This window comes from Dorea acetigenes (genome assembly GCF_025567385.1).
GTDB classification, from domain to species: Bacteria; Bacillota; Clostridia; order Lachnospirales; family Lachnospiraceae; genus Claveliimonas; species Claveliimonas acetigenes.
Genome location: NZ_JAOQJU010000001.1, coordinates 177112 through 198708 on the forward strand (window position 1 = coordinate 177112; position 21597 = coordinate 198708).

The 21597-nt window shown below is 38.9% G+C and carries 23 protein-coding genes and 1 pseudogene; all 24 read left to right on the forward strand.

All coding sequences use genetic code 11. From position 1 onward, the window contains the following. The 24 genes and pseudogenes from OCV99_RS00945 to OCV99_RS01060 all read left to right on the forward strand — a co-directional run bounded on the left by OCV99_RS00945 (position 1) and on the right by OCV99_RS01060 (position 21495). The gene (locus OCV99_RS00945; RefSeq protein ID WP_227159163.1) at positions 1-1554 is read left to right on the forward strand and encodes a radical SAM protein; all 1554 of its coding nucleotides are present in this window, start codon (positions 1-3) and stop codon (positions 1552-1554) included. A 123-nt stretch (positions 1555-1677) separates the two neighbouring features. Next, a complete protein-coding gene (locus OCV99_RS00950; RefSeq protein ID WP_242856411.1) occupies positions 1678-1818 on the forward strand; it encodes an Apre_1838 family putative sactipeptide bacteriocin in 141 nt (46 codons plus the stop codon). A 64-nt stretch (positions 1819-1882) separates the two neighbouring features. Continuing rightward, the gene (locus tag OCV99_RS00955; protein ID WP_055056049.1) at positions 1883-3658 is read left to right on the forward strand and encodes an ABC transporter ATP-binding protein; all 1776 of its coding nucleotides are present in this window, start codon (positions 1883-1885) and stop codon (positions 3656-3658) included. A 494-nt stretch (positions 3659-4152) separates the two neighbouring features. After that, positions 4153-4482, forward strand: coding sequence for a winged helix-turn-helix domain-containing protein (locus OCV99_RS00960; RefSeq protein WP_055056048.1), 330 nt, complete (start codon positions 4153-4155; stop codon positions 4480-4482). Between the two features lie 187 nt (positions 4483-4669). Further along, entirely contained in the window at positions 4670-5278 is a 609-nt protein-coding gene (locus OCV99_RS00965) for a hypothetical protein (RefSeq protein ID WP_055056047.1), read from the forward strand. 365 nt (positions 5279-5643) lie between these two features. Further along, positions 5644-6276, forward strand: a complete 633-nt coding sequence (locus OCV99_RS00970) for a PBECR4 domain-containing protein (RefSeq protein WP_055056046.1) — start codon at positions 5644-5646, stop codon at positions 6274-6276. 94 nt (positions 6277-6370) lie between these two features. After that, positions 6371-6550 (forward strand): hypothetical protein, encoded by a 180-nt coding sequence (locus tag OCV99_RS00975; protein ID WP_025578814.1) that lies wholly within the window; start codon positions 6371-6373, stop codon positions 6548-6550. Positions 6551-6828: 278 nt separating this feature from the next. Then, positions 6829-7185 (forward strand): helix-turn-helix domain-containing protein, encoded by a 357-nt coding sequence (locus tag OCV99_RS00980; protein ID WP_025578817.1) that lies wholly within the window; start codon positions 6829-6831, stop codon positions 7183-7185. A 26-nt stretch (positions 7186-7211) separates the two neighbouring features. Beyond that, the gene (locus tag OCV99_RS00985; protein WP_025578820.1) at positions 7212-7667 is read left to right on the forward strand and encodes a sporulation initiation factor Spo0A C-terminal domain-containing protein; all 456 of its coding nucleotides are present in this window, start codon (positions 7212-7214) and stop codon (positions 7665-7667) included. Positions 7668-8306: 639 nt separating this feature from the next. Continuing rightward, positions 8307-8852, forward strand: coding sequence for a recombinase family protein (locus OCV99_RS00990; protein ID WP_025578821.1), 546 nt, complete (start codon positions 8307-8309; stop codon positions 8850-8852). A 35-nt stretch (positions 8853-8887) separates the two neighbouring features. Next, positions 8888-9106 (forward strand): DUF6870 family protein, encoded by a 219-nt coding sequence (locus OCV99_RS00995; protein WP_147419244.1) that lies wholly within the window; start codon positions 8888-8890, stop codon positions 9104-9106. 150 nt (positions 9107-9256) lie between these two features. After that, positions 9257-10924, forward strand: coding sequence for a recombinase family protein (locus OCV99_RS01000; RefSeq protein WP_055056045.1), 1668 nt, complete (start codon positions 9257-9259; stop codon positions 10922-10924). After that, entirely contained in the window at positions 10917-12608 is a 1692-nt protein-coding gene (locus OCV99_RS01005; RefSeq protein ID WP_055056044.1) for a recombinase family protein, read from the forward strand. The genes OCV99_RS01000 and OCV99_RS01005 overlap by 8 nt, the downstream gene beginning before the upstream one ends. After that, positions 12598-14172: a recombinase family protein gene (locus OCV99_RS01010; protein ID WP_055056043.1), complete on the forward strand. Its 1575-nt coding sequence runs from the start codon at positions 12598-12600 to the stop codon at positions 14170-14172. Before OCV99_RS01005 ends, OCV99_RS01010 begins: the two co-directional genes overlap by 11 nt. A 134-nt stretch (positions 14173-14306) precedes the next feature. Further along, the gene (locus tag OCV99_RS01015) at positions 14307-14777 is read left to right on the forward strand and encodes a hypothetical protein (protein WP_055056042.1); all 471 of its coding nucleotides are present in this window, start codon (positions 14307-14309) and stop codon (positions 14775-14777) included. 179 nt (positions 14778-14956) lie between these two features. Further along, positions 14957-15535, forward strand: a complete 579-nt coding sequence (locus tag OCV99_RS01020) for a hypothetical protein (RefSeq protein ID WP_044961781.1) — start codon at positions 14957-14959, stop codon at positions 15533-15535. 13 nt (positions 15536-15548) lie between these two features. Further along, positions 15549-16454 (forward strand): bacteriophage abortive infection AbiH family protein, encoded by a 906-nt coding sequence (locus OCV99_RS01025; RefSeq protein WP_021651973.1) that lies wholly within the window; start codon positions 15549-15551, stop codon positions 16452-16454. Positions 16455-16596: 142 nt separating this feature from the next. Further along, on the forward strand, positions 16597-16845 hold the full coding sequence (locus OCV99_RS01030) for a hypothetical protein (protein ID WP_055218782.1): 249 nt from the start codon (positions 16597-16599) through the stop codon (positions 16843-16845). An 11-nt stretch (positions 16846-16856) separates the two neighbouring features. Beyond that, on the forward strand, positions 16857-17603 hold the full coding sequence (locus OCV99_RS01035; protein ID WP_022462583.1) for a hypothetical protein: 747 nt from the start codon (positions 16857-16859) through the stop codon (positions 17601-17603). 25 nt (positions 17604-17628) lie between these two features. Then, positions 17629-18150, forward strand: coding sequence for a DUF4314 domain-containing protein (locus OCV99_RS18335; protein ID WP_416386355.1), 522 nt, complete (start codon positions 17629-17631; stop codon positions 18148-18150). Positions 18151-18211: 61 nt separating this feature from the next. Continuing rightward, positions 18212-18841 (forward strand): annotated as a pseudogene (gene pstB, locus OCV99_RS01045) (phosphate ABC transporter ATP-binding protein PstB); the annotation flags it as partial. 1 nt (position 18842) lies between these two features. Then, on the forward strand, positions 18843-19493 hold the full coding sequence (phoU, locus tag OCV99_RS01050) for a phosphate signaling complex protein PhoU (RefSeq protein ID WP_158367297.1): 651 nt from the start codon (positions 18843-18845) through the stop codon (positions 19491-19493). A 14-nt stretch (positions 19494-19507) separates the two neighbouring features. Beyond that, positions 19508-20188, forward strand: a complete 681-nt coding sequence (locus OCV99_RS01055) for a response regulator transcription factor (RefSeq protein ID WP_158367299.1) — start codon at positions 19508-19510, stop codon at positions 20186-20188. Continuing rightward, complete coding sequence (locus tag OCV99_RS01060; RefSeq protein ID WP_158367302.1) at positions 20185-21495, forward strand: sensor histidine kinase; 1311 nt, start codon at positions 20185-20187, stop codon at positions 21493-21495. The genes OCV99_RS01055 and OCV99_RS01060 overlap by 4 nt, the downstream gene beginning before the upstream one ends. Positions 21496-21597: the final 102 nt, after the last annotated feature.

Genomic DNA, 21597 nt, shown 5'->3' on the forward strand with positions numbered 1-21597 from the left:
GTGAAAGAGCAGAAAAAAATATCTTTAGAATCGCTGGTATCTGAAATCGAAAAAAATGGAAGAATTGGGCGCTTGGGTAAAGTTTTTAAGACAGAAAAAAATTATTATTTTTATGATACAGGAACTGGAAAAGTTGCCAAATTAAATTCGAACGTTTACATTGTACTGAAAAGTTTATTGGAGGGAATGCCAGTCGAAGATATTAAAAATCTTCAATTAAGTAAAAGTGAGTTTGAGGATGCAATTTCAGAAATTAAGTCGGCAATGGAAAATGAACATATTTTACAAGCTCCACCATTAAAAACGCTGACAGGTGATGCAGTAACAGAGTTAGATGATATTCTTGAAAATAAGGTTGAGAATGTTACTCTTGAAGTTACTGAAAAATGTAATTTACGTTGCAAATATTGTATTTATCATCCTTCTCATCCAGAATACAGGGCGTTCGGACATGAAAACATGAAATGGGATGTTGCAAAAAAAGCTATTGATTTTTTAAAAGAGCATTCCCAAAATGCAGAAAATAGGCACATTGGATTTTATGGTGGAGAACCTTTACTAAATTTTGAACTTATTGAAAGAGCAGTTGAATATGCTAAAAAATTATTTGGCGAGGATATGTCCTTTGCAATCACTACAAATGCAACATTGGTAAATGATAAGATCGCAGAGTATTTTGCCAAAAATAATTTCAATATTATTATTAGCTTGGATGGTCCTCAGGAAATGCACGATGCAAATCGGCTTATGGTTAATGGGACAGGTAGCTTTGAAAAAACAGTTATGGGAGCAAAAAAACTATTTGAAGCATTCCATAAGGAAGGAAAGAGTTCTAAGATTGGATTTAATATGGTTGTATCGGGACCAGGTTATCTTGAACAGTATACAAAAATTCAGGAGTTTATCGAAAAAAGTGAATGGATTCCCAAAGACGTTATGATTTTGACTGCAACGGTAGATCATGGACCGTCAGAGAGTGATTACTTTTTACCGCAAGGAAAAGAAGATAGATGGTTTATGGAAGAGTTTTATGAACCTTTAATGAAATGGGAAGAAGTGTATAAATCAAATCCAGATAATACAGAAAAAACTTTGTTTACGGATGGTTATATGGATAAGGGAATGATGATTATACACAAACGCTTGTTGACAGAAACACCTATTCAACAGTATGGAATGAATGGATGCTGCGTGCCGGGACAAAGAAGGATTTATGTCACTACAAAAGGTGAATTTTTACATTGTGAAAAAGTAGGAAATATACCTTGTTTAGGCAATGTGAATGAGGGATTTGATAAAGAAAAAATTAAGAAACTTTATGTTGAAGACTTTATAGAAGAAGCAAAAGAGTATTGTAAAGAATGTTGGGCAGTTAATTTATGTACATTATGTTATGTTAATTGCTACGATGCTAATGGATTACATCTTTCATATCGACATAATTCATGTCGAAACGAAAGAAAGTATTTGGAAGACAATTTAAGACGATATCATGCATTAATGGAGGCAAATCCAAGCGAATTGGAACAATATAATGAAATGGAAATTCATTAACAAAGGTAAATACGTTTATATTTACATAGATGTATTTAAATTACAAAGAAAGGAGGAATCGTTATGAAGTTTGTAAATCCAATTGGAAGAACACCTGGATCAGGAGTGCAGCCGAGAGCATGCATGTGTACTGATGGATATGCAGGTTACAGAGGCAATGATGATGGTTGTGTTCATTGTGGCTGTGGCTGTGGTGGCGAAGGAGAGTATCGTACAGGTAACAGAGTAAATGCTGTTGCTACATTCCGTTCTAGTACTCTCTAAGAGGTAGTAAAAACGAAGGCGTAGTACTATATGTGCTACGCCTTCACTATATAGGAGAAAAATCATGCTAAAAAAAATAAAAAGGAATATTTTTTTGATTTATTATACGATAAGATTAATTTGTAAAATATGTAAAGCAAAATTTATTCTGGCATTTATTTTGTCTATAATAAATGGAATTCTTCCTGTTTCGTCCTTATTGGTAATGCAACAGTTGTTAAATGAAATACAAAACAAGACACAATCATATCAATATGTGGTGTATCTTTTGATTTTATATTTCGGGCTAATTATCTCGGAATCGCTTTTACAGAATTTAGCAAGCTATAATTTAAACAATTTAAACAATCATTTAGTTTATGGAATAAATTACATTCTTATGAAAAAATGTGGGGATTTATCATTGGAAATGTTAGAGAGAACAGAAACATATGATATGATAAATCGTTTAGAACAAGAAATTGGAAATAAACCATATCAGACCATGCAAGGGGTATTAGGCTTAGCATCTAATTTAGTTTCGTTATTTTCAGCCGCAATGATACTACTTTCATGGAATCCAATTCTTGTGATTATAATGATTGCTGTGTCAATATTAATGTTTATAGGACAAATTTATGTTGGTAATAAAGAATTTCTAATGAGATATGAGCGCAGTGGAAAAGAAAGAAAAGCGTGGTATTATACATATTTACTTACACATGATACAGCATTTAAAGAGGTAAAAGCATATGGATTAAAAAAATATTTGCTGGATAAATATTGTAGCTTAGTCAAAACTTTCATAAAACAAGCCAATGAAATTGAAAAAACCAGAGCTGTTTTAAATATGATTATTTCGTTTATACAAGATATAGTTTGTATAATTATAATGATTATTGCAATATATTTGGCTTACGTAGGGAAAAAAATGATAGGAACCACTATGTCATATTTAAATGCTGTGTCCATGATGCAAAATGCTACAAATAGCATTGCCTCTAATGTTTATTCTATTTATAACGCAAATTTATATATACAATTACTAAAAGATTTTTTAGAAATAAAAGAAGGGGAGAATGCGTTAGGTGGTACAAAAGTAGATAATATAAAGACAATTGAACTAAGAAACGTATCTTTCGATTATCCTCAATGTAAAATGGCACTATCTACCATTAATTTAAAAATTAAATCAAACGAACAGATTGCAATTGTAGGAAAAAATGGATCTGGGAAAAGCACTTTATTTAAAATTTTATGTGGGTTATATAAACCTACTAGTGGGAAGCTATTTGTTAATAATCTTGATTTGGAGAATATTGATGTAAAGAGTTACAGGAATTGTATATCTGTTCTTTTTCAAGATTTTTTAAAGTATGAAGGTACATTGGAAGAGAACGTTTATATAGGAGATATTAGTACAGAAGTCGATGAAAATAAAATTAAAAATTCATTGTGCAAAGCAAACGTTGATTTTTTAAAAACCGAAAGAGGATACGAACTAAAAAGAGGATTAGGAAATTGGTTTGATGAAGGAGGTCAATTATCAGGTGGTCAATGGCAGAAAATAGCGTTAGCAAGAACCTATTATAAAAATGCAGATTTATATTTGTTGGATGAGCCTAGTTCCGCATTAGATGTAACAGCAGAAACCAAAATTTTTAAGAGTTTTTTTGAGGTGAGTAAAAATAAGATAGCAATATATATAACCCATAGAGTAAAAATTGCACAGGATGCTAATAAAATAATTGTATTAGATGGGGGTAAAATAGTAGGTATAGGAACACATGCAGAGTTATTGAAAAATTGTAGTGTATATCAAGATTTATATAATCAAGAGAACCTAAAAAATAAAGGGTAATGCATGATGCCTACTCTCCTTTTGGAAATAGAGAGAAATGCTGCTGTTCTAACATTTCCCAACAATTATTTATAGGATGAATATTCGGTGGATATGCACAACTTTAAAATTAGGCGCTTGCATAAAACGGAACATATCTAATCTGAAAAGTAAGAAGCATATTCATATTATTGTGAACTTCTGTGAAAATTAACGCTCGATTGAAACAACTGAGTGTTTTCAATGTTTCCATCGGATTTAAAGTAAAATTCTGAGAGTTAATTAACTCTACGAGGAATTATATAAAATTCACTGTAAACGGCTGAAATAAACTATTTTTAGAAAATGAGAGTTAATTTTTCAGGAAGTTCACAATTATAGAAAAGATGGCAGAGATAGAAATTATGTAAAAAGTAAAAATAACTAAAAAAGTGCCGGATGTTGGATATTTCGTTCGGTATTTCTTTCTGGAATGGGAACAGTTAGAAATTTATAAATCAAGAGGAGGCATACAGATGAAGTATGTTTTTCCAGAATATAAAGAGAATGTAGTTTTGGGCGATGGAAAACTGCAGTTAAATCCAATGTCCTATCAGGTTATTTACGAAGGAAAGGAAATAGATTTAACGCCCAGGGAATTTGAAGTTCTGTATCTTTTAGCCCAAAGGCCAAATTGGGTTATTCCAAAGAAGAATATCTATTGTTCGGTCTGGGAGAGTAATTATTATGATGATCAGATTCCGTACAAAACAGTGGAACACGTAGTATGGAAGATACGAAAAAAGATGGGGCATGATATTATAGAAACATTGATCAATGTAGGGTATAGACTAAAAAAGATGTAAAGGCAGGATAGTGTGAGTAAAAGTTTTTATATTCTGATTGAATTTTTGGGAGATACGCCATATAATATTGGCAACTATAAGAAAGCGCGTACATACGTCATTTGACTAAATATCACGTTGTAACTAGAAATTGAGATAAACTCTTACAGAGCTTTTGTGGACTATCCAAAGAAAAAGGAGGCTGACTATGAACGTATATGAAGAAATAGATCAGGAAACAATGATGTTGCTTTTAGATTCCTTGTGTAAACGGACAGTGGAGGGAAAACAGATATGGGAAAATATGGAGTATAATCCTATTTCCTTTTTACAGAAAGATATTTATGAAAAAGAAGGTACCTGTATATCACAAATGTTTGAAGCAACGACAGTGTTCAATAACATTGAATATGAATTAGAGCTTTCAGAGTCAATCGAACTTCCGTCTGGCAAGGGAGATATTTTTGGAACAATTTCTTATGAAACAGAAGACGGAAAAGAGAATACGTATGATTTCTCTTTGTCTTTTGATGTAGAGAAATATGATGATGCGAATGCGGAAGAATTGCAGGGGATTTTTGGGAGCTCAATCATTGTACAGTTTACAGATGCAATAGTGGGAATATTTGAAAATTCAGATGCGGTAGCTGAGGGATTTGCTTATGCAAGATACTATCATCAAACAGGAATTGATTCGGAATGGGAAACCAATCCTCTTGTGAAACTTGGTGAGAAACTGATGCAAGAGCACGCAATGCTGGATTTTCATAAAATAGTATTGGATACAGCTTCTAGGGAGCGTTTATTGAAACGGTAAGTAACGGGTTATAATAAGATACAACCAATCAATTTTTTGTGGAAACTATTGATATTTCTTAGGGTATCGCATATAATATAATTAAGCCAAAAGGTTTCGTGTAGCGGCACGTAAAAGCTGTACTGTGCCCGGGCAGGGTAATTACTGGGACTATTTGATACTCGGAAGGGTATTACGCCCACACCAGGGAGATACGGTGAGTCCGCGCCGGGGACTCAATGATACCGGCGACATTTTAGACATTCGGAAGGATGTCGCGGCTGACAGCCAGCATAAAACCGCTTTTTAAGATTATGGGCACTGGATAACAAAAAAGTTGTCCAGTGCTGTTTTTTTATACTATAGTGATGATTGGGAAAAGATAGATGGGAAAACAACAGGATAGAGAGAAAATTGTACAGGAGATTAAAGTAGCTGCTGATCTGTATAGGAAGCATTTAGTAGGTAAAAGATTTCTATATGTATTTGAAGGCAGATATATTGAGGTGCTTTATAAAGCTGCCAATTTTAGGCACTTGACAGGTGTGGCCACGAACCTTTCAGCAAAAAAGTTTTATAGTTATGCAGCAAAAAAAATGCTTCAGGCTTCGCAGATATTTTTTACACCGCAGCACCCTTTTTCATTGTGTAAGCGTAAGATTAAGCATATCGGACAGATTGCAATGCTGGCTGGCTCAGAAGGATTTATGCTGGAAGAGATTGTCACAGACACGAGAACTTATAAGTTTGGCACAACAGATCTTAATTTTACTCTATGCTTAAATAAAGAGTATGATGATAAGGGGCAGCAAAAGGGCGATTGCTTTGTAGTAGAATCGCTGCGAGATGAAGATTGCTTCTCTAAAAGTAGAACAGCATATACAGTAACTCATATTTTTTCAGCACCGAATGATGCGAAAAAATATACAAATTTACTGTTTTTAGATGAAAATGCAACGATAGACGGTCTTCCAGATGAAATTAAGAACATGCTGGATCAAACTTTATTACATAAATAAAAATGGAGCGTACAGGTCTTGGCGTATAGAAAATACTGCAGGATCTTTTTGCGAAAGAATTTTTAAGATATGAGAGAAAAGAGGTGCTTTCTATATGGCTACATCAAGTATCCTTACAGAGCTTGTGATTGAAGACCCCAAAAAGGCAGAAGCATTTATTAACGCACTGGAAATGTCCAGTCAAGAACCAGTATGTAGCCCGTCTGCCCCGTCCATTCCCATATTAGATAGTGTGGAAGATATACGGAGGTTCCTGGAAAGAAAAAACAAATAAGCCTATGTATTGGCAAATATCTTAGATGAATAGAAGCTATTGGAGAGGAGTCGATATGTGACGTTCTCTCCTTTTTTATGCCTAAATGAAGAGATAATGCAGTGCTTTTTCGTAAATGGTGCAAAAATCGTTTTCAACTCGTTCAGATATAATAAATCTCTAAAACCAAAAAAGGAAAGAAATGGTAATGAAACAGAAAAATCTTGCCTCCATAGTCCATTACCAGGGAAAGGATTTGTAATTATAATAGAGCCTGTAATCAACGAGGAGATAAAAGAATGCAGAATGAACTTTGTATTGTAGCAGATGCAATAAAAGCCTTGCGGGAAGCCAGGGGGCTGACCCAGGAGCAGCTTGCGGAAAAAGCAGATATTTCCGTATCCCATCTGGCAAAAATCGAAACACATGCCAGGGCCATGGGCATGAAAACTTATATCCGGCTGTTGGAAGCTATGGATATTCCCATAAAAGAACACTTCATGCACATGGGTACAGCGAAAAAAGATATGATGCTGAAGGAAAAGATCTGGTATCTGGTACAGGATTGTAATGAATGGGAAACCAGCCTTTTGATTTATTCGATAGAAGGAATTAAAAAAGGGTTAAAGGAATATCAGCAAGACAGCAGGAAGTGAGAATACAGACGGGGAGGAAAAGGGAAATGTTATCAAAAGAAAAGGTGGAAGCAGTATTATTTAAAATGGGAATGCCGGCCAATGTGAAAGGATTTGGCTATATTGTAGACAGTGTTTTGCTTCTGGAAGAAGACAGCAAGATTAAAACGACATATCTGTATTTTAAGGTGGCCCAGCAACATGGCACGACAGGACAGAGGGTAGAACGGGCAATCCGTCATGCGTTTGATATTGTCCGAAGCTGCAGAGGTGATTATGATGTGGTGAACCATTATATCGGTTTTATTAACTGTGCCAATTCTCCTTCCTTATCCATGCTTACAATGAAGATACGGGAAGAAGCACTGGAAGTACAGGAACCAAAACCGGAAAAGAAAGAAGAAAACGTAATTACAGGAATTACCGAAGCCCGGCTTCTGGAGTTAATGCGGCAGGCATACACAGAATTCTGGGCAGATATGATTATCCGGTTAAAGAAATAAAGAGAAATGCAGACAGAAAACAGTCTGCCAAAACACATCAGGGTTATGGTGTCTTTTGGCAGGCTGATGTTTTCAGCCGGAGAGAACCTTGAAAACTGAATATCGGTATGGTGATATTTTTTTGAAACAAACGTGTCATTTCTGACGCTAAAATATAGAAATATCTTAAAGGACACAAAACATTTCGGCACATTCTATTTTGTATGATGCAGGGTCAAGAGCTGTGCGAAGATACATTTGTCCGCAGTGGCAGCAAGTAAGGCAGAAAAGAAGCGGATCAAACAAGGAATCGTAGAAGATGAAGGAAAAGTGTGAGCAGCGCCCAGACATAGGCTGTTGGTGGCAGGCAGCCTGAAAGCCGAATGATAATGATACCTTTGCATAAAAACACTGCAACCAGGGTAGCGTCTGGGACATGCTGCAGCGAGAAAGGGGGCTGCAGGGTGTCAGGCGGCCAGCCGGGCCGGTCCTACATGCTCCCGTTCACACCGGGGTGAGAAAATGAAAAAATCATGCTGGCAGGGAAAGCCCTGCCGGTATGGTGTGTGAAACAGGTTCATTTTAGGGCTATGGGGAAACAACAGGTTTCCTCATAGCCCTGGAATGAAAACAGGAGCAAAAGAAAGAGGAGGCAGAGCAATGAAGAGAGAGAGGTTACAGAAACTGTTTTCAGAAGATAAAGAGATCTTTCAGGGAGGAATGCTGTTTCCTACATGGATCTGCAAAGGAAAAGAAGAGATAGAAAATAGGAATATTCCCCAGCGTGCGGCAGTGTATCTGGATATTCCCATTCCCTGTGCCGGGCTTTTGTATTATGAAAAAGAAAAAAGCCTGCATTACTGTGAACAGCAGACATACCAGGTGGTTACTTTGTTGGAAGGTGTAGGGTGTGATTATTCCATAGAAAAAGAAAACTGGCAGAGGCTGGCAGTGCTTGCACGAAAAGGCATGATTGATGTGATTGTGGTATCCGGACTCAGTAGGTTATCCTATTGTCCGGAAGAAATTTTACAGACAATGGAAATGCTCCAGTCTTTTCAGGTACAGATAGATTGTATCGGTTATGGAATTTTAGACTATGCCAGACTGAAACAGTATTTAATGCACACCTGGGAGAAACAGGAACAGTTTGAGCAGGAGTTAGATGCGTATCTGTGCAGTTGCTGTACTAGGGAAAGGATATAATGCTCTCGCGGGCAGAACTGCTGAAGATGCGGGAAATGACGTTTGAAGACATTGACCCGAAAGAGATACAAGATGTAGAGAAACTGAATATTGATGTAAAAAAGAGCAAACCGGAGAAGATCCGGGAAATCCTGGAGTCCGGAAAGAATCCTTATTTTCTGAAATATAAGGGGATCACCATAAAGATTGGGTTTGCTTCTACCAACCGTACCATAGAGGAAGCCATAGAAAGCCTTGTGCAGATGAAATGGTAAAGCCACGACAGGGATAGGGAAGAATGCGGATTGTTGGCAGATTACAGGGTGGACAAACCTTCTGGACTATGGTAGGATGATGGCAAGGACCCAGTAGCCTCTATCATTTAGGGAATCGGCTGACGAATCTAAATGATAGGAGCGAATACAATGAAAAATCAAATACTTAAAAAAATCTATCGTGCGGTTGTTTACCTGCGCCTTTCTGATGAAGACGGTGATAACAGGGAAAGCGACAGCATATCAAACCAGAGGATACTGATTCATAGCTTCCTGAAGAGCCACCCTGAAATTCAGGTGGTAAAAGAATGTGTGGATGATGGATATACCGGCACAAACTTTAACCGCCCTGGTTTTCAGGAAATGCTGCGTATGCTGGAAGAGGGGGAAGCAGACTGTATTATTGTCAAAGACCTTTCTCGCTATGGAAGGGACTTTTCCGGTGTTTTACAGTATGTGGAACGTATCCTGCCGAAAATGGGTGTGCGCCTGATCCTTGTCAATGACAATTATGACAGCCTCACGCCAAATCGTGATTTCCTTACCCTGAGATTTAAAAGTTTAATCAATGACCTTTATCCTGCGGATACTTCCAAAAGTGTGCGTTCCCATTTGTATGTCAAAATGACAGCCGGGCAGTGTGTAGCGCCTTTTGCTTTTTATGGTTATCTGAAATCCGAAGAGGATAAACATAAGCTGGTTATGGATGAAGTGGCAGCTTCTGTTGTACGGGATATTTACCACATGAAAATGCAGGGCTACAGCCTGACAGATATATCCGAAGAATTGAACCGGCGTGGGATCTTGACACCTCTTCGGTATAAGCAGGTGTATTTAAAACAGAAATTAAAGACAGGGTTCCGCTTGACGGAAAAACCGGTCTGGATGCCAACTATGGTACGTCGTATCCTTCTTGATGAACGCTATACCGGAGTGCTGATACAGGGAAAAACAACAACGCCAAACCATAAAGTAAAGGTTGTGATCCACAAAGAGGAAGCTGAGTGGATACGGTACGAAAATGCCTTTGAGCCGGTTATCAACAGACACCAATATGAAGTGGTAGGTAACCTGATGAAAATGGATACCATGAGAGGTGCAAAGGGGCTAGCGCTTCTTTCAGGCCTGGTAAAATGTGGGGACTGTAAAGAAAGCATGGTACTGAAAAGCCCAGATAAAGTTCACCACTATTATGTATGTTCGACTTCCCTTTATGAAAAGCAGTGCAGTTCCCATAGTATCAGTGAGAAAAAACTGGTAGGAGCTGTGACAGAGGCAATCCTGCATTATATTTCTGTTCTGATGGAGCTGAAAGAGATACTGGCGTATGTAAAAACTGCCTCAATCCCAAGACAGCGGCTTTTGGAAGAAGACAAAAAACTGGAGATGCTGGAAAAGGAGAGCCAGAGGATTTTAAACATTAAAGTAAAACTGTATGACAGTTTTGCAGAAGAAATCTTGGACCGGACAGAATTTGAAACCTTCAAAGCAAAGTATGACCAGTCTTTAGAGGAAATCCGGCAGGCAATGGAGTGCCAGCAAAAGGAAATCCGAAATTTGCAGGAAACCCTTGAAAAACAGCAGGAGTGGCTGGAATATTTTCTGGAATACCGAGACCGGACGGAAGTGGATCGCTTAATGCTGGTAAATCTGGTCAAACGGATTGAGGTATATGAGCAGAAGCGCATTATCATTCATTTTTGGTTTGAAGATGAATTTGAAAAGGTATTGGGACTACTGGAAACTGTAAACAGAGCAAAGCCGGACCGGAAAGTGGAAGCCTTCCTGAAAGGAAAGGGGGCGGAAGCAAGTGCCTAAGATAAGCAAAAGAGGACAGAAAAGACAAAGCAGCAAGCCGGAAATGAAGTATCTGAGAACCTATATTTATGTAAGGCTTTCCGAAAGGGACGGAGGGCATGGCAGAAGGGATTCCATTTATATCCAAAAACAGATCTGTGAAGACTACGCAAAGAAACACCCGGAAATGCTGGTGGTAAAAGTCTATGCGGATAATGGTGTGACAGGTACAACGTTCCAAAGGGACGCATTTGAAGAGTTGATGGAAGATGTGGCAAATAAAAAGGTTGACTGCATCATTGTAAAGGATTTTGCCCGTTTTGGAAGGGACGCCTTAGATGCTGTAGATTTGATTGATGTGATTTTCCCAACCTTAAATATCCGGTTTATTTCTGTTATGGACGAATATGACAGCGCAAACCCAGCTTGTGTAGAAAACAGGACCCCCAATATTTTGAAACACTTTATGAATGATTATTATGCCAGGGAAGTTTCAGAGAAACTGGTACAGGCACATCGGCTGTCCAGGGAACGGGGAGAGTTTTGGGGTTCCAGACCTCCTTATGGATACCAAAGAGCAGAGGAAAACAGTAAGAAGCTGGTGCCGGAACCAGAGGAATCAGAAATAATCCGGCAGATTTTTTACTGGTATGTGTTTGAAGAAATGTCAAGCTATGATATAGCAAGGGAACTGAATGGCAGAAAGGTATTAGGACCGGAAGACAGCTACCAGAAAAGGAAACAGGGAAAGGTGCCGGAAAAAAGGCGGTTATGGAGATCAGACGGTATCCGGAAGATTTTACAGAACCCCGTTTATATAGGTGCTGCTGTTTATGGGAAAACAAAACAGATGCTTGCGCAGAATATTCCCCTTCAGATGATACCAAAAGAGCAGTGGGAAGTGTGTGAAAATGCCTGGGAAGCAGTTGTTGAACGGGCGATTTATGAGGAAGCACAGAAAATTGCAAAGGAACGCTGGAAAGATACGTTGGATAACTGGGCTGCAAACCCAAAAGAAAAACAGGGGGCAGATGGTCCTTTTAAGGGAAGGATTTTCTGTGGACATTGCGGAAAACGCCTTGGAAGAAGCAGGAGCGGAGGCAATAAGAAACACAAATATATGGTTTATAAATGTCCTTCCTTTTCCCTTACAGATCATACGGAATGTTTCCGGACGGTGAATGAAATCTACATCAATCAGGCAGTCAAGGCAGCACTCCGTTACCAGATCCGGCTTGCTGTAGAAAGTAAGAAAACCTATGGTGCAGAGTTTTATCAAAAGCTGGAGCAGGAGGTGGCAGAAAAAGTAAAAAGTGCCAGACAGAAGTATGAGAAATATGGAAGAAAACTGGAAACCTTGTTTGAGCATTATGCTACCGGGCTGTTGGACTGCAAGGAATATCAGGAGATTAAATCAACCTATCAGGAAGAACAGCAAGCAGCCAGGCAGAATATGAAGCAGATACAGCTTCGTGGACAGCACCTGTTAGATCAAGTGAAGGCAAGAATGGACTGGACAGAGGAACTTCTAAAGTACCAAAGATTCCAGAAGATAGAGAAAGGGATTGCGGACCGTTTTATTGAAAAGATTACGGTATATTCCAAAGACTATGTGGAAATCGTGTTCTGGTTTGGGGATTTATTTGAAAAAGAGCTGGAAAAAGAACTGGCCAATATGGAAGGAGGCCTTCCGTATGCAGTGTGATTTTATTTTTGCTTATCTGCGTCTTTCCAGAGATGATAAAGAAAAAATGGAGGAAAGCAACAGCATTAAAAATCAAAGGCTCTTGATCCAGCATTTTGTAGAAAACCAGCCGGAGTTTGCAGGGGCAAAGCTTTTCTTCTTCGTAGATGACGGTTACAGCGGTACAACGTTTGACCGCCCGGAATTTAAGCGCATGATGGGGCTGATTACCAGGAGAAAACGGATCTGTATCATTGTCAAAGACTTGAGCCGCCTGGGAAGGGATACCATAGAAACACAAAACTATATCGAAAAAATATTTCCGTTCCTTGGGGTTCGCTTCATTTCAATCAATGATTTTTATGACAGCAGCCAGAAACCTTCCGAAAGAAAGGATACGGAGATTAAATTTAAGAACCTGATCAATGGGATTTATCCCCAGATTTGTTCCGACAATATCAAAAAAGTTATGAGGAAACAGGCTGAAATGGGACAATATCATGGTTCAATCCCAACATACGGATATTGCTTCCATGACGGTGTTCATACAAAACTTCATCTGGATACGGAGGCAGCTTCCGTTGTAAGGGGGATTTTCGACCAAAGGTTGGAAGGAAAGACCTATGCAGACATTGCCAGGGACCTGAATAAAAAAGAAGTTGAAACACCTACCGTATATCTTCAAAGGAAAGGCTGGGCGCCAGAAGCAAAGAAATCTGTGAAATTCTGGGACGGAAATTTAGTAAAGCTGATTTTGTTTAATCCGGTTTATGCAGGACTGACGGTAAGAGGGAAAACAGAAACCAGGGTTCCGTCAAAAAGAGAGTACCGATATATTTCAAGAGAGGATTGGATTTGCGTAAAAGGAGGACACGAAGCGATTGTGACGGAGCAGGAGCTTCAGAAGATCCAGGACATGGTACAGAAGGACAGAAAATATCATGGGTCTACACCGTCTTCTGAGAATATTTTTGCAGGCTTGATCCGCTGCGGGCATTGTGGTCGGAAAATGCGGATACGGACAGAATACAAAGAAAAGCCGATTTATTGTAAAAGTGTTACGACAGCCCCCAATGCTTCCTGTTATCCAAAGAAATATAAGCAGAAAGAGTTGGAAGAACTGGTGCTAATTATGATAAGACAGCAGGCAGCCCTTGCAGAGGATACCATAAAGCAGTTAAAGAAAGCCAATCAGACTTTGAATATTCCGAAACTCCGATATCGGAAAAAGCAATATGAAAAGAAGTTGGCGCTTTGTAAACAGGAGAAAATGGAATTGTATGAACAATATGCAGAAGAACAGATTTCCCTGAAGGATTACTTGGCACGAAAACAAACCTGTATGGAGAAGACAGCAGTTTATCAGCAAAAGATACAGGAGATAGAAGCAAAAATTTTAAAAGGGGAGGAGGAAAAACAAAAGGAGAAATCAGAGGGACTGCAACTTTTTGTAAAATATAAGGGATTGGAAGAGCTATCTTATGAAGTTCTGCATGAGCTGATTGAAGTCATAAATTTTTATGATCCGGAACATATTGAAATTGTATGGAAATACAGGGACGAATTTCTGGAAGCAGTAGGATAAGAAAGAACCGGGAGAGCTTATTGTCCTGGATTCTGGTAGAGAAAAAGATTTCATAAAAGAGGAGGAAAACGCTGCGGTGTCTTCCTCTTCTTTGTATTAGGAGAAAATTAGGCAAAGAAGATGGGGGAGGAGCCATGTATCTTGAAACATATTCTATGGAGGAACTGATGGAACTGATAGAAGAGAAAGGGTATTGCTCTGTGGAGGCAGTAGAAATCCTGAAAGAAATGGAACAGGCAAAAAAAGAGTATGATTTTTTACTCCGGGATTGTGAGGAAAAAGCATGGAAAACAGACCAGGTGGTAGTTGATTATTACCGGCATCTCTTAGAAGAATTGCGGAAAGCGTTGCCCTATGATGCTATGGGAGGGCAGAACACGATTCCGATTTTGGTGTTACAGGAGTTCCGTAAACCGGACATTGTAGAAAAGATCAGGGATTTTATTGGCTGTCAGGCTGGATTTTCTGATCATGATCTGTTACAGGAAATACAGAAATTTATGACCGTACATCTGGACCCGCAGGGAATTATTCTCTATATGGATGTACTGGGGAATCAGCCGGTGGCAAGGAATGCTTACAAACAGGGAGGACAAATGTGGTAAAAGAAAGAGTATTAGCGGTTTTTGACATCATTATGAAAATAAGATATAGGAAGATTATTGAAAAAGTGGTACAATAAAATATAAAGAAAAATAAGCATTAAAAGTAATATAAAAACCAAAGAAAATATGATAGGTTAATAATTTAACTTAGAAATAGAATACGAATGGAGATGTTTAAAATGGGTACATTGATACGTGAAAATAAAAGGAAAATAGCACTTAGTCTTAATATGGGTTTGTTGTTAATGGGATGTTTAATGTTAACGATTGGTGCATATCCAGCCTTATATAGTGGTGGAGCAAATGAAACACGTTTATCAATAGGAGCCACATGTATTGCATTTTGGTTTATTAGTTTTCCTGCTTTATCGAGAGAAACTAAAGAGAAAAAGATAGTTACAGTAAGCATCCATGCCATTACTGCATTTTCTGTTTTAATTATATTTTCTTGGGAGATACATTATATTCTTGTTAATTGGAAAAAGGGGTCTCACTTGGGAGATATAGGATTTTGCATAGGGGGCATAATCGTGTGTTCCTATTTGTGTTATATACTTATCTCGTTCATTAAAACATTTTATTTTTTAATACAGAAGGTAAGGAGATTACTGTTTCCTAATAGTACAAATCAAAATGTTTCCAGAATTGTACATCTGCTAGAAATGGCTTCTTCGTTAATAGTATCTTTAACAGCTTTTATCGGAAGTCTAACAGCTGCTTGTGTAGCAGTGCAAACATTTTTGGAACATATTTACTAGGAGAGAAAAGAAATTGGACAGATTGGTTATTATAGGAAATGGTTTTGATCGGGCACACAATTTGCCCACTTCGTATTATGATTTTAAGGAGTATTTGAGAATATATGCTCGTGAATTTTATGAAGCTATATGTAAATATATACCAGAAGAAGAATTGTGGTTTCAATTTGAAATGGCTTTAGGCGAATTAGATAAATATCAAGTGCAAGAAGAAAATGCTTCATATTATCTTGATTATGGTGATGAAAATTGGAAAGACAGTGCTAATCATGACTTTCAATTTATGGTTGAGCAGGATTTGGCATTTGCATCTTATATTCCATATTATTTTAAGAAATGGATTGAGCAAATAGATACAAACGTTTTACCTTTGGTATCAAAGCGTATAATAAATAATACGTGTAAGATTCTAAATTTTAATTATACGGATACATTAGAAAGAGCATATAAAGTACCTGCTGAGAATATTTTATACATTCATGGAAAAGCCCTGAGCAGTAAGAAACTTGTAGTGGGACATCATGATATTTCTACTTTTCAGTACGGAGCTGTTTCTCCATTTAATGCAGCGGAAGAACATGGAATATATATACAAGATGATGATGAAGATTTTAGAATAACTGAAACAAAAGAAATCATTAAAGCCTATTTTCAAAAGACATATAAAGATACGTTTGGTATTATACAAATGAATCAAAATTTTTTTGACTCTCTTATAAATATAAATGAAATATTTATATTAGGTCATTCGTTATCTTCTGTAGATATGGATTATTTTGTTGAGATTAGAAAGAGAGTATTACATTCGTGTAAATGGTATATTTCATATTTCTCAGAAAGTGATTTAGATAATATGGAATATTTTGCAAAAAGGTTAGATATTAAAAATTTTCAGCCGGTAATGCTAAGTAATTTATAATACGATTATACAGTCAGAAAAGACTAATAAAAGAAGAGGAAAACGCTGCGGTGTCTTCCTCTTCTTTTATTTAGAAGAAAATTTAGAAAAGAAAGAAGGGGAGAAGAGCCATGTATCTTGAAATATATTTTATGGAAAGACTGTGAAAAAGCTACCATATAATGCTATGGGAGGTCAGCACACGATTCCGATTCTGGTGTTACAAGAGTTCCGTAAACGGGATATTGTAGAAAAAATCAGGAATTTTATTGGCTACCAGGCTGGGTTTTCTGATCGTGATCTGTTACAGGAAATACAGAAATTTATTACCGTACATCTGGACTCGCAGGGAATTATCCTCTATATGGACGTACTGGGGAATTTGCCGCGTGCAAGAAATAGTTACAAGTAAGGAGGACAAATGTGGTAAAAGAAAGAGTATTAGCAGTTCCAGATACAAGCTTTTTTATTGCGGAGTTGCCGGAAGCAACCAGAAATATCATACGGAAAGATTTAGAGGAACATGCAAGGGAACATCATTACCGGCTGGAATGGGACCGGGAAAGTAAGGATTATGTGGCAATGAGCCGGAGATTTTGCGATATGGAAAACATTTATACGGATACATATCTGCATTTCTGCGAGACAGGCGAAGATATAGAACCCTATGAAAAAAGCCTGAAGCGGACTATTTCTATCAGGTTGTATCAAGATGAGGTAGAAGAGCTCTGTAGGAAGTCTGGAAAAGTTGGGCTATCAATCGGTGAACTATTTGAAAACTTTGTTGCAGATTTGATTTGTGGTACACATACCAATGGTTCTGATGAACGCATGTATATTGAGCAATGGTTTGACCGATGCTATTTCAGTATTATGCCAGAGGAAACATTTTTATCTTATCTGCTTGAAATGCAGGAGATAGACAGTGTTTTGGAATGTTGGGAAATCTTGCAGGAGTTGAAGGAGCTGGAAGAGCCGGATTGTTATGATAAAGAGGAACTGGAGATACAGCAGAACACTTTGGAAGAATATTTTCAGGAATATAGAACCTATACAAGAGAACCGACAGAAGACCAGTTGGAAGCTGCTATGGAAAAGGTGCTGGAATGGAATAAAGAAAGAGAGCATTTGTTGGAGGGAAATGTTCCAGAGAAGTCTTTGGGACGGTAGCCGGATTGGAGAAAGGAAGAAAACAGTGATAAGTAATGCGGAAAGAATTGTGTTAAGAAATATGTACCCACCGGGGTGTCGGGTAGAGTTGGAAGATATGGAAGCTGATCCGTATGTAAAACTGAGTCCCGGTGATTTAGGAACCGTACAGTTTGTAGATGATGCCGGACAGATTCATGTATCCTGGGATTGCGGACACAGCCTTGCTATGGTATTTGGTGTTGATCATTGCAGATGTATTATGAGAGAGGAACGTTTGCAGGAGATATTACAAAGAGTACAGGCTATGCCATTTGAGAGTTTGGAAAAAATGGAACTGTATATTACAGAAAAATTATCCGGAGCTTTCCCTAAAATCAGCTTTCAGGAGAAAGAAGGGCAGGAGGTTATTGCAGATATGGGAGTTGCCGCATTTATAAAGAAAGATCTTGGTGTAGCAATTCAATATGAAGCTGACAGTCAGCAACACATCTTTATAAAAAAGATGGAAATTCAAGGACAGGAATTGGAGAGGAAAAATCCTTTTCCAGTACAGAAGAAGCGATAAGAATGGTTTTCTTTAATTGCAAAAATCGACAATTTTTTTTGGATATTACTTGACAGGATAGGGGAAATCTACGCTGCTAAAGTCCATCAACCGTATGAACGATTTGGTAGAGGGATGCAGGATTGAAGGAGATATTCTGTTGGATGGACAGAATGTTTTTAAAGATATAGATGTGAATTTGCTGAGAAAGCGGGTAGGGATGGTGTTTCAGAAGCCGAATCCATTTCCTATGAGCATCTATGATAATATTGCATTTGGACCAAGAACCCATGGAATTCATTCCAAATCAAAACTGGATGAGATTGTGGAGAAATCTTTGCGTGATGCGGCTATTTGGGAAGAATGCAAGGATCGTCTGAAGAAAAGCGCACTTGGGATGTCCGGTGGACAGCAGCAAAGACTTTGTATTGCGAGAGCGCTGGCAGTCCAGCCGGAAGTGCTTTTAATGGATGAGCCGACGTCAGCGCTGGATCCGATCTCTACTTCCAAGATTGAAGACCTTGCGATGGAATTAAAAAAGGATTATACTATTGTCATGGTAACCCACAATATGCAGCAGGCAGTCCGAGTTTCCGATAATACGGCATTTTTCCTGTTGGGTGAAGTGGTAGAATATAACGATACGGAAAAGTTATTCTCCATTCCGGCGGATAAGAGAACAGAAGACTATATTACAGGGAGGTTTGGATAGAATGCGTAATAAATTTGATATGCAGCTGGAACTTTTGAATGAACAGCTTACCCATATGGGTGAATTGTGTGAGGTTGCCATTAACCGTGCGGTGAATGCACTGCAGGAAGGCAGTATGCAGCAGGCGTATGATGTGATAGAGGCAGATGAGGAAATCGATCATATAGAAAAAGATATTGAAAGACTTTGCCTGAGATTGCTTCTGCAGCAGCAGCCGGTGGCAAGAGATCTCCGGCAGATTTCTGCGGCGCTTAAGATGATTACCGATATGGAGCGTATCGGAGACCAGGCGTCGGATATTGCGGAAATTATTCTGACAGCGGGAGAATCTGAAGCAGTAAATGTAAAGAAGATTGGCGATATGGCTTCTGCGTCCGCCAGGATGGTGAGAGACAGTGTGTCTGCTTATGTAGAGAAGAATCTGGAGCTTGCCAGGAAGGTGATGGAAGCAGACGATATTGTAGATGAGCTGTTTGAAAATGTAAAGGAAGAAGTTATGCAGATGATTGTAGCAGGAAATAATGCGGGCAAAGCGATTGACCTGATTATGATTGCGAAATATCTGGAACGTATTGGAGATCATGCGACCAATATCGCAGAGTGGGTGGAATTTTCTATTACGGGAATCCACAAGGGACAGAAGAATGTTTAAGAGGAGAATCCGGCATGATATATTGTGTAGAAGATGACAGCAACATTCGGGAACTGGTAGTCTATACATTAGAGACCACGGGCTATAAGGCCCGTGGCTTTGAAGATGGAAAAGCATTCCTTGAGGCTTTGGCGCTTGAGACGCCAGAGCTTGTTTTGATGGATATTATGCTGCCGGGCGAGGACGGGATGGCGCTTCTTAAGCGCTTGAAGGCTTCTGCTAAAACCCAGGACATTCCGGTTATTATGATGACGGCGAAAGGTTCAGAATATGACAAGGTACTGGGACTTGATTCCGGAGCGGATGATTATGTGACGAAGCCATTTGGCATGATGGAGCTTATTTCCAGAATCAAGGCGGTTTTAAGACGTACAGAAAAGAATGCTATGAAAATAGAAGATAAGATTGTGTTGAACGGTCTGACGATAGATGTAAAGAAACATGAGGTGACGGTAGAGGGAGAGCCGGTAAGCCTTACATTGAAGGAGTTTGAACTTCTGAGAAGAATGATGAAGAATCTGGGGATTGTGCTGACGAGAGATCAGCTCCTGGAAGATATCTGGGGATATGATTTTGACGGAGAAACGCGGACGGTGGACGTGCATGTCCGTACCCTCAGGCAGAAGCTTGGAAAAGCAGGCGAACTGATTGAGACAGTACGCGGCGTGGGCTATAAGATGAGGGAGCAGGCATGAGACAGAAGATACAGCGGAGTATGGTGATTGTGATTGCAATTACGTTAGGGATCACGTATGTGCTGCTTACGGCAATCATTTACAGCAGAACGGTAAGACTGATGGAAGCAGAAATCAGGCAGGAAGCAGATTACATCTGCAAGGCAGTCGAAATATCCGGGCCGGGGTATCTGAAACAGTTGGATCTGGTACAGGAGAGTACCCGGATTACCTGGGTGGATGAAGAAGGAAATGTCCTGTATGATTCGGTAGATGAAGAAGGAAGGCTTGAGAATCATGCATCCAGACCGGAGGTGAAGAGAGCCTTTGAAGAAGGCAGCGGCCAGGATATCCGGAAATCGGATACGGTAGGTCAGAATATGTTCTATTATGCCAAGAAACTTTCGGACGGGACGGTGCTGCGTGTATCGAAGACGATTGATACAGTGGTTAGTTCGGCAATCCAGATTCTGCCGATTATGGCTGCTTTGGCAGTTCTGATGCTGATACTTGCGTGGATTCTGTCTAAGTGGCAGGTAGGGAGGCTGATTCGTCCGATTAATCAATTGGATCTGGAGCATCCGCTGAAGAATGAGATATATGGCGAACTAACGCCGCTGCTTGAGAGAATTGACCGGCAGAATCAGGAGAAGGATGCCGTTGCAAATATGAGGAAAGAATTTACGGCAAATGTATCCCATGAGCTGAAGACACCGCTGACTTCTATTTCAGGTTATGCAGAAATTATGATGAATGGTCTGGTAAGGCCGGAGGATATGGAAGGATTTTCCAGAAGAATTTACAATGAAGCAAGCCGGCTGATTGTATTGATTGAAGATATTATTAAGCTTTCACGGCTGGATGAAGGAAAAGTAGAGTTGGAGAAAGAAGAAGTCAATCTATACCGGCTGACAAGAGAAATTGTGCGCCGTCTTGCACCTCAGGCCGCTGCCAGAAATATTCAGATAGAGGTGATGGGAGAAGAAGTCCTGTATCATGGAATCCGGCAGGTTTTGGATGAGATGATTTATAATATTTGTGAAAATGCAATCAAATATAATAAAGTGGGCGGCAAGGTATCCGTGTGGGTGGGAAGTACCCTGAAAGGGAAGAAGATTATCGTAAGCGATACGGGAATCGGAATTCCGGAAGACCAGCAGGAACGTATTTTTGAAAGGTTTTACCGGGTGGATAAAAGCCATTCAAAGGAAAGCGGAGGAACCGGGCTTGGACTTTCTATTGTGAAGCATGGTGCAATGCTTCACAATGCGTCCATTCATGTAGAGAGTGAACTGAATAAAGGAACGAAGATGGAGCTGACCTTTTAAGGGCAGCTTTATTTTTTTGGGAATTATCGGGCATAGAGTCTGTACATTTTGGACAGATTTCGTTATAATTATCTATAGTGAAAGCAGGAAGACTGCGAAATG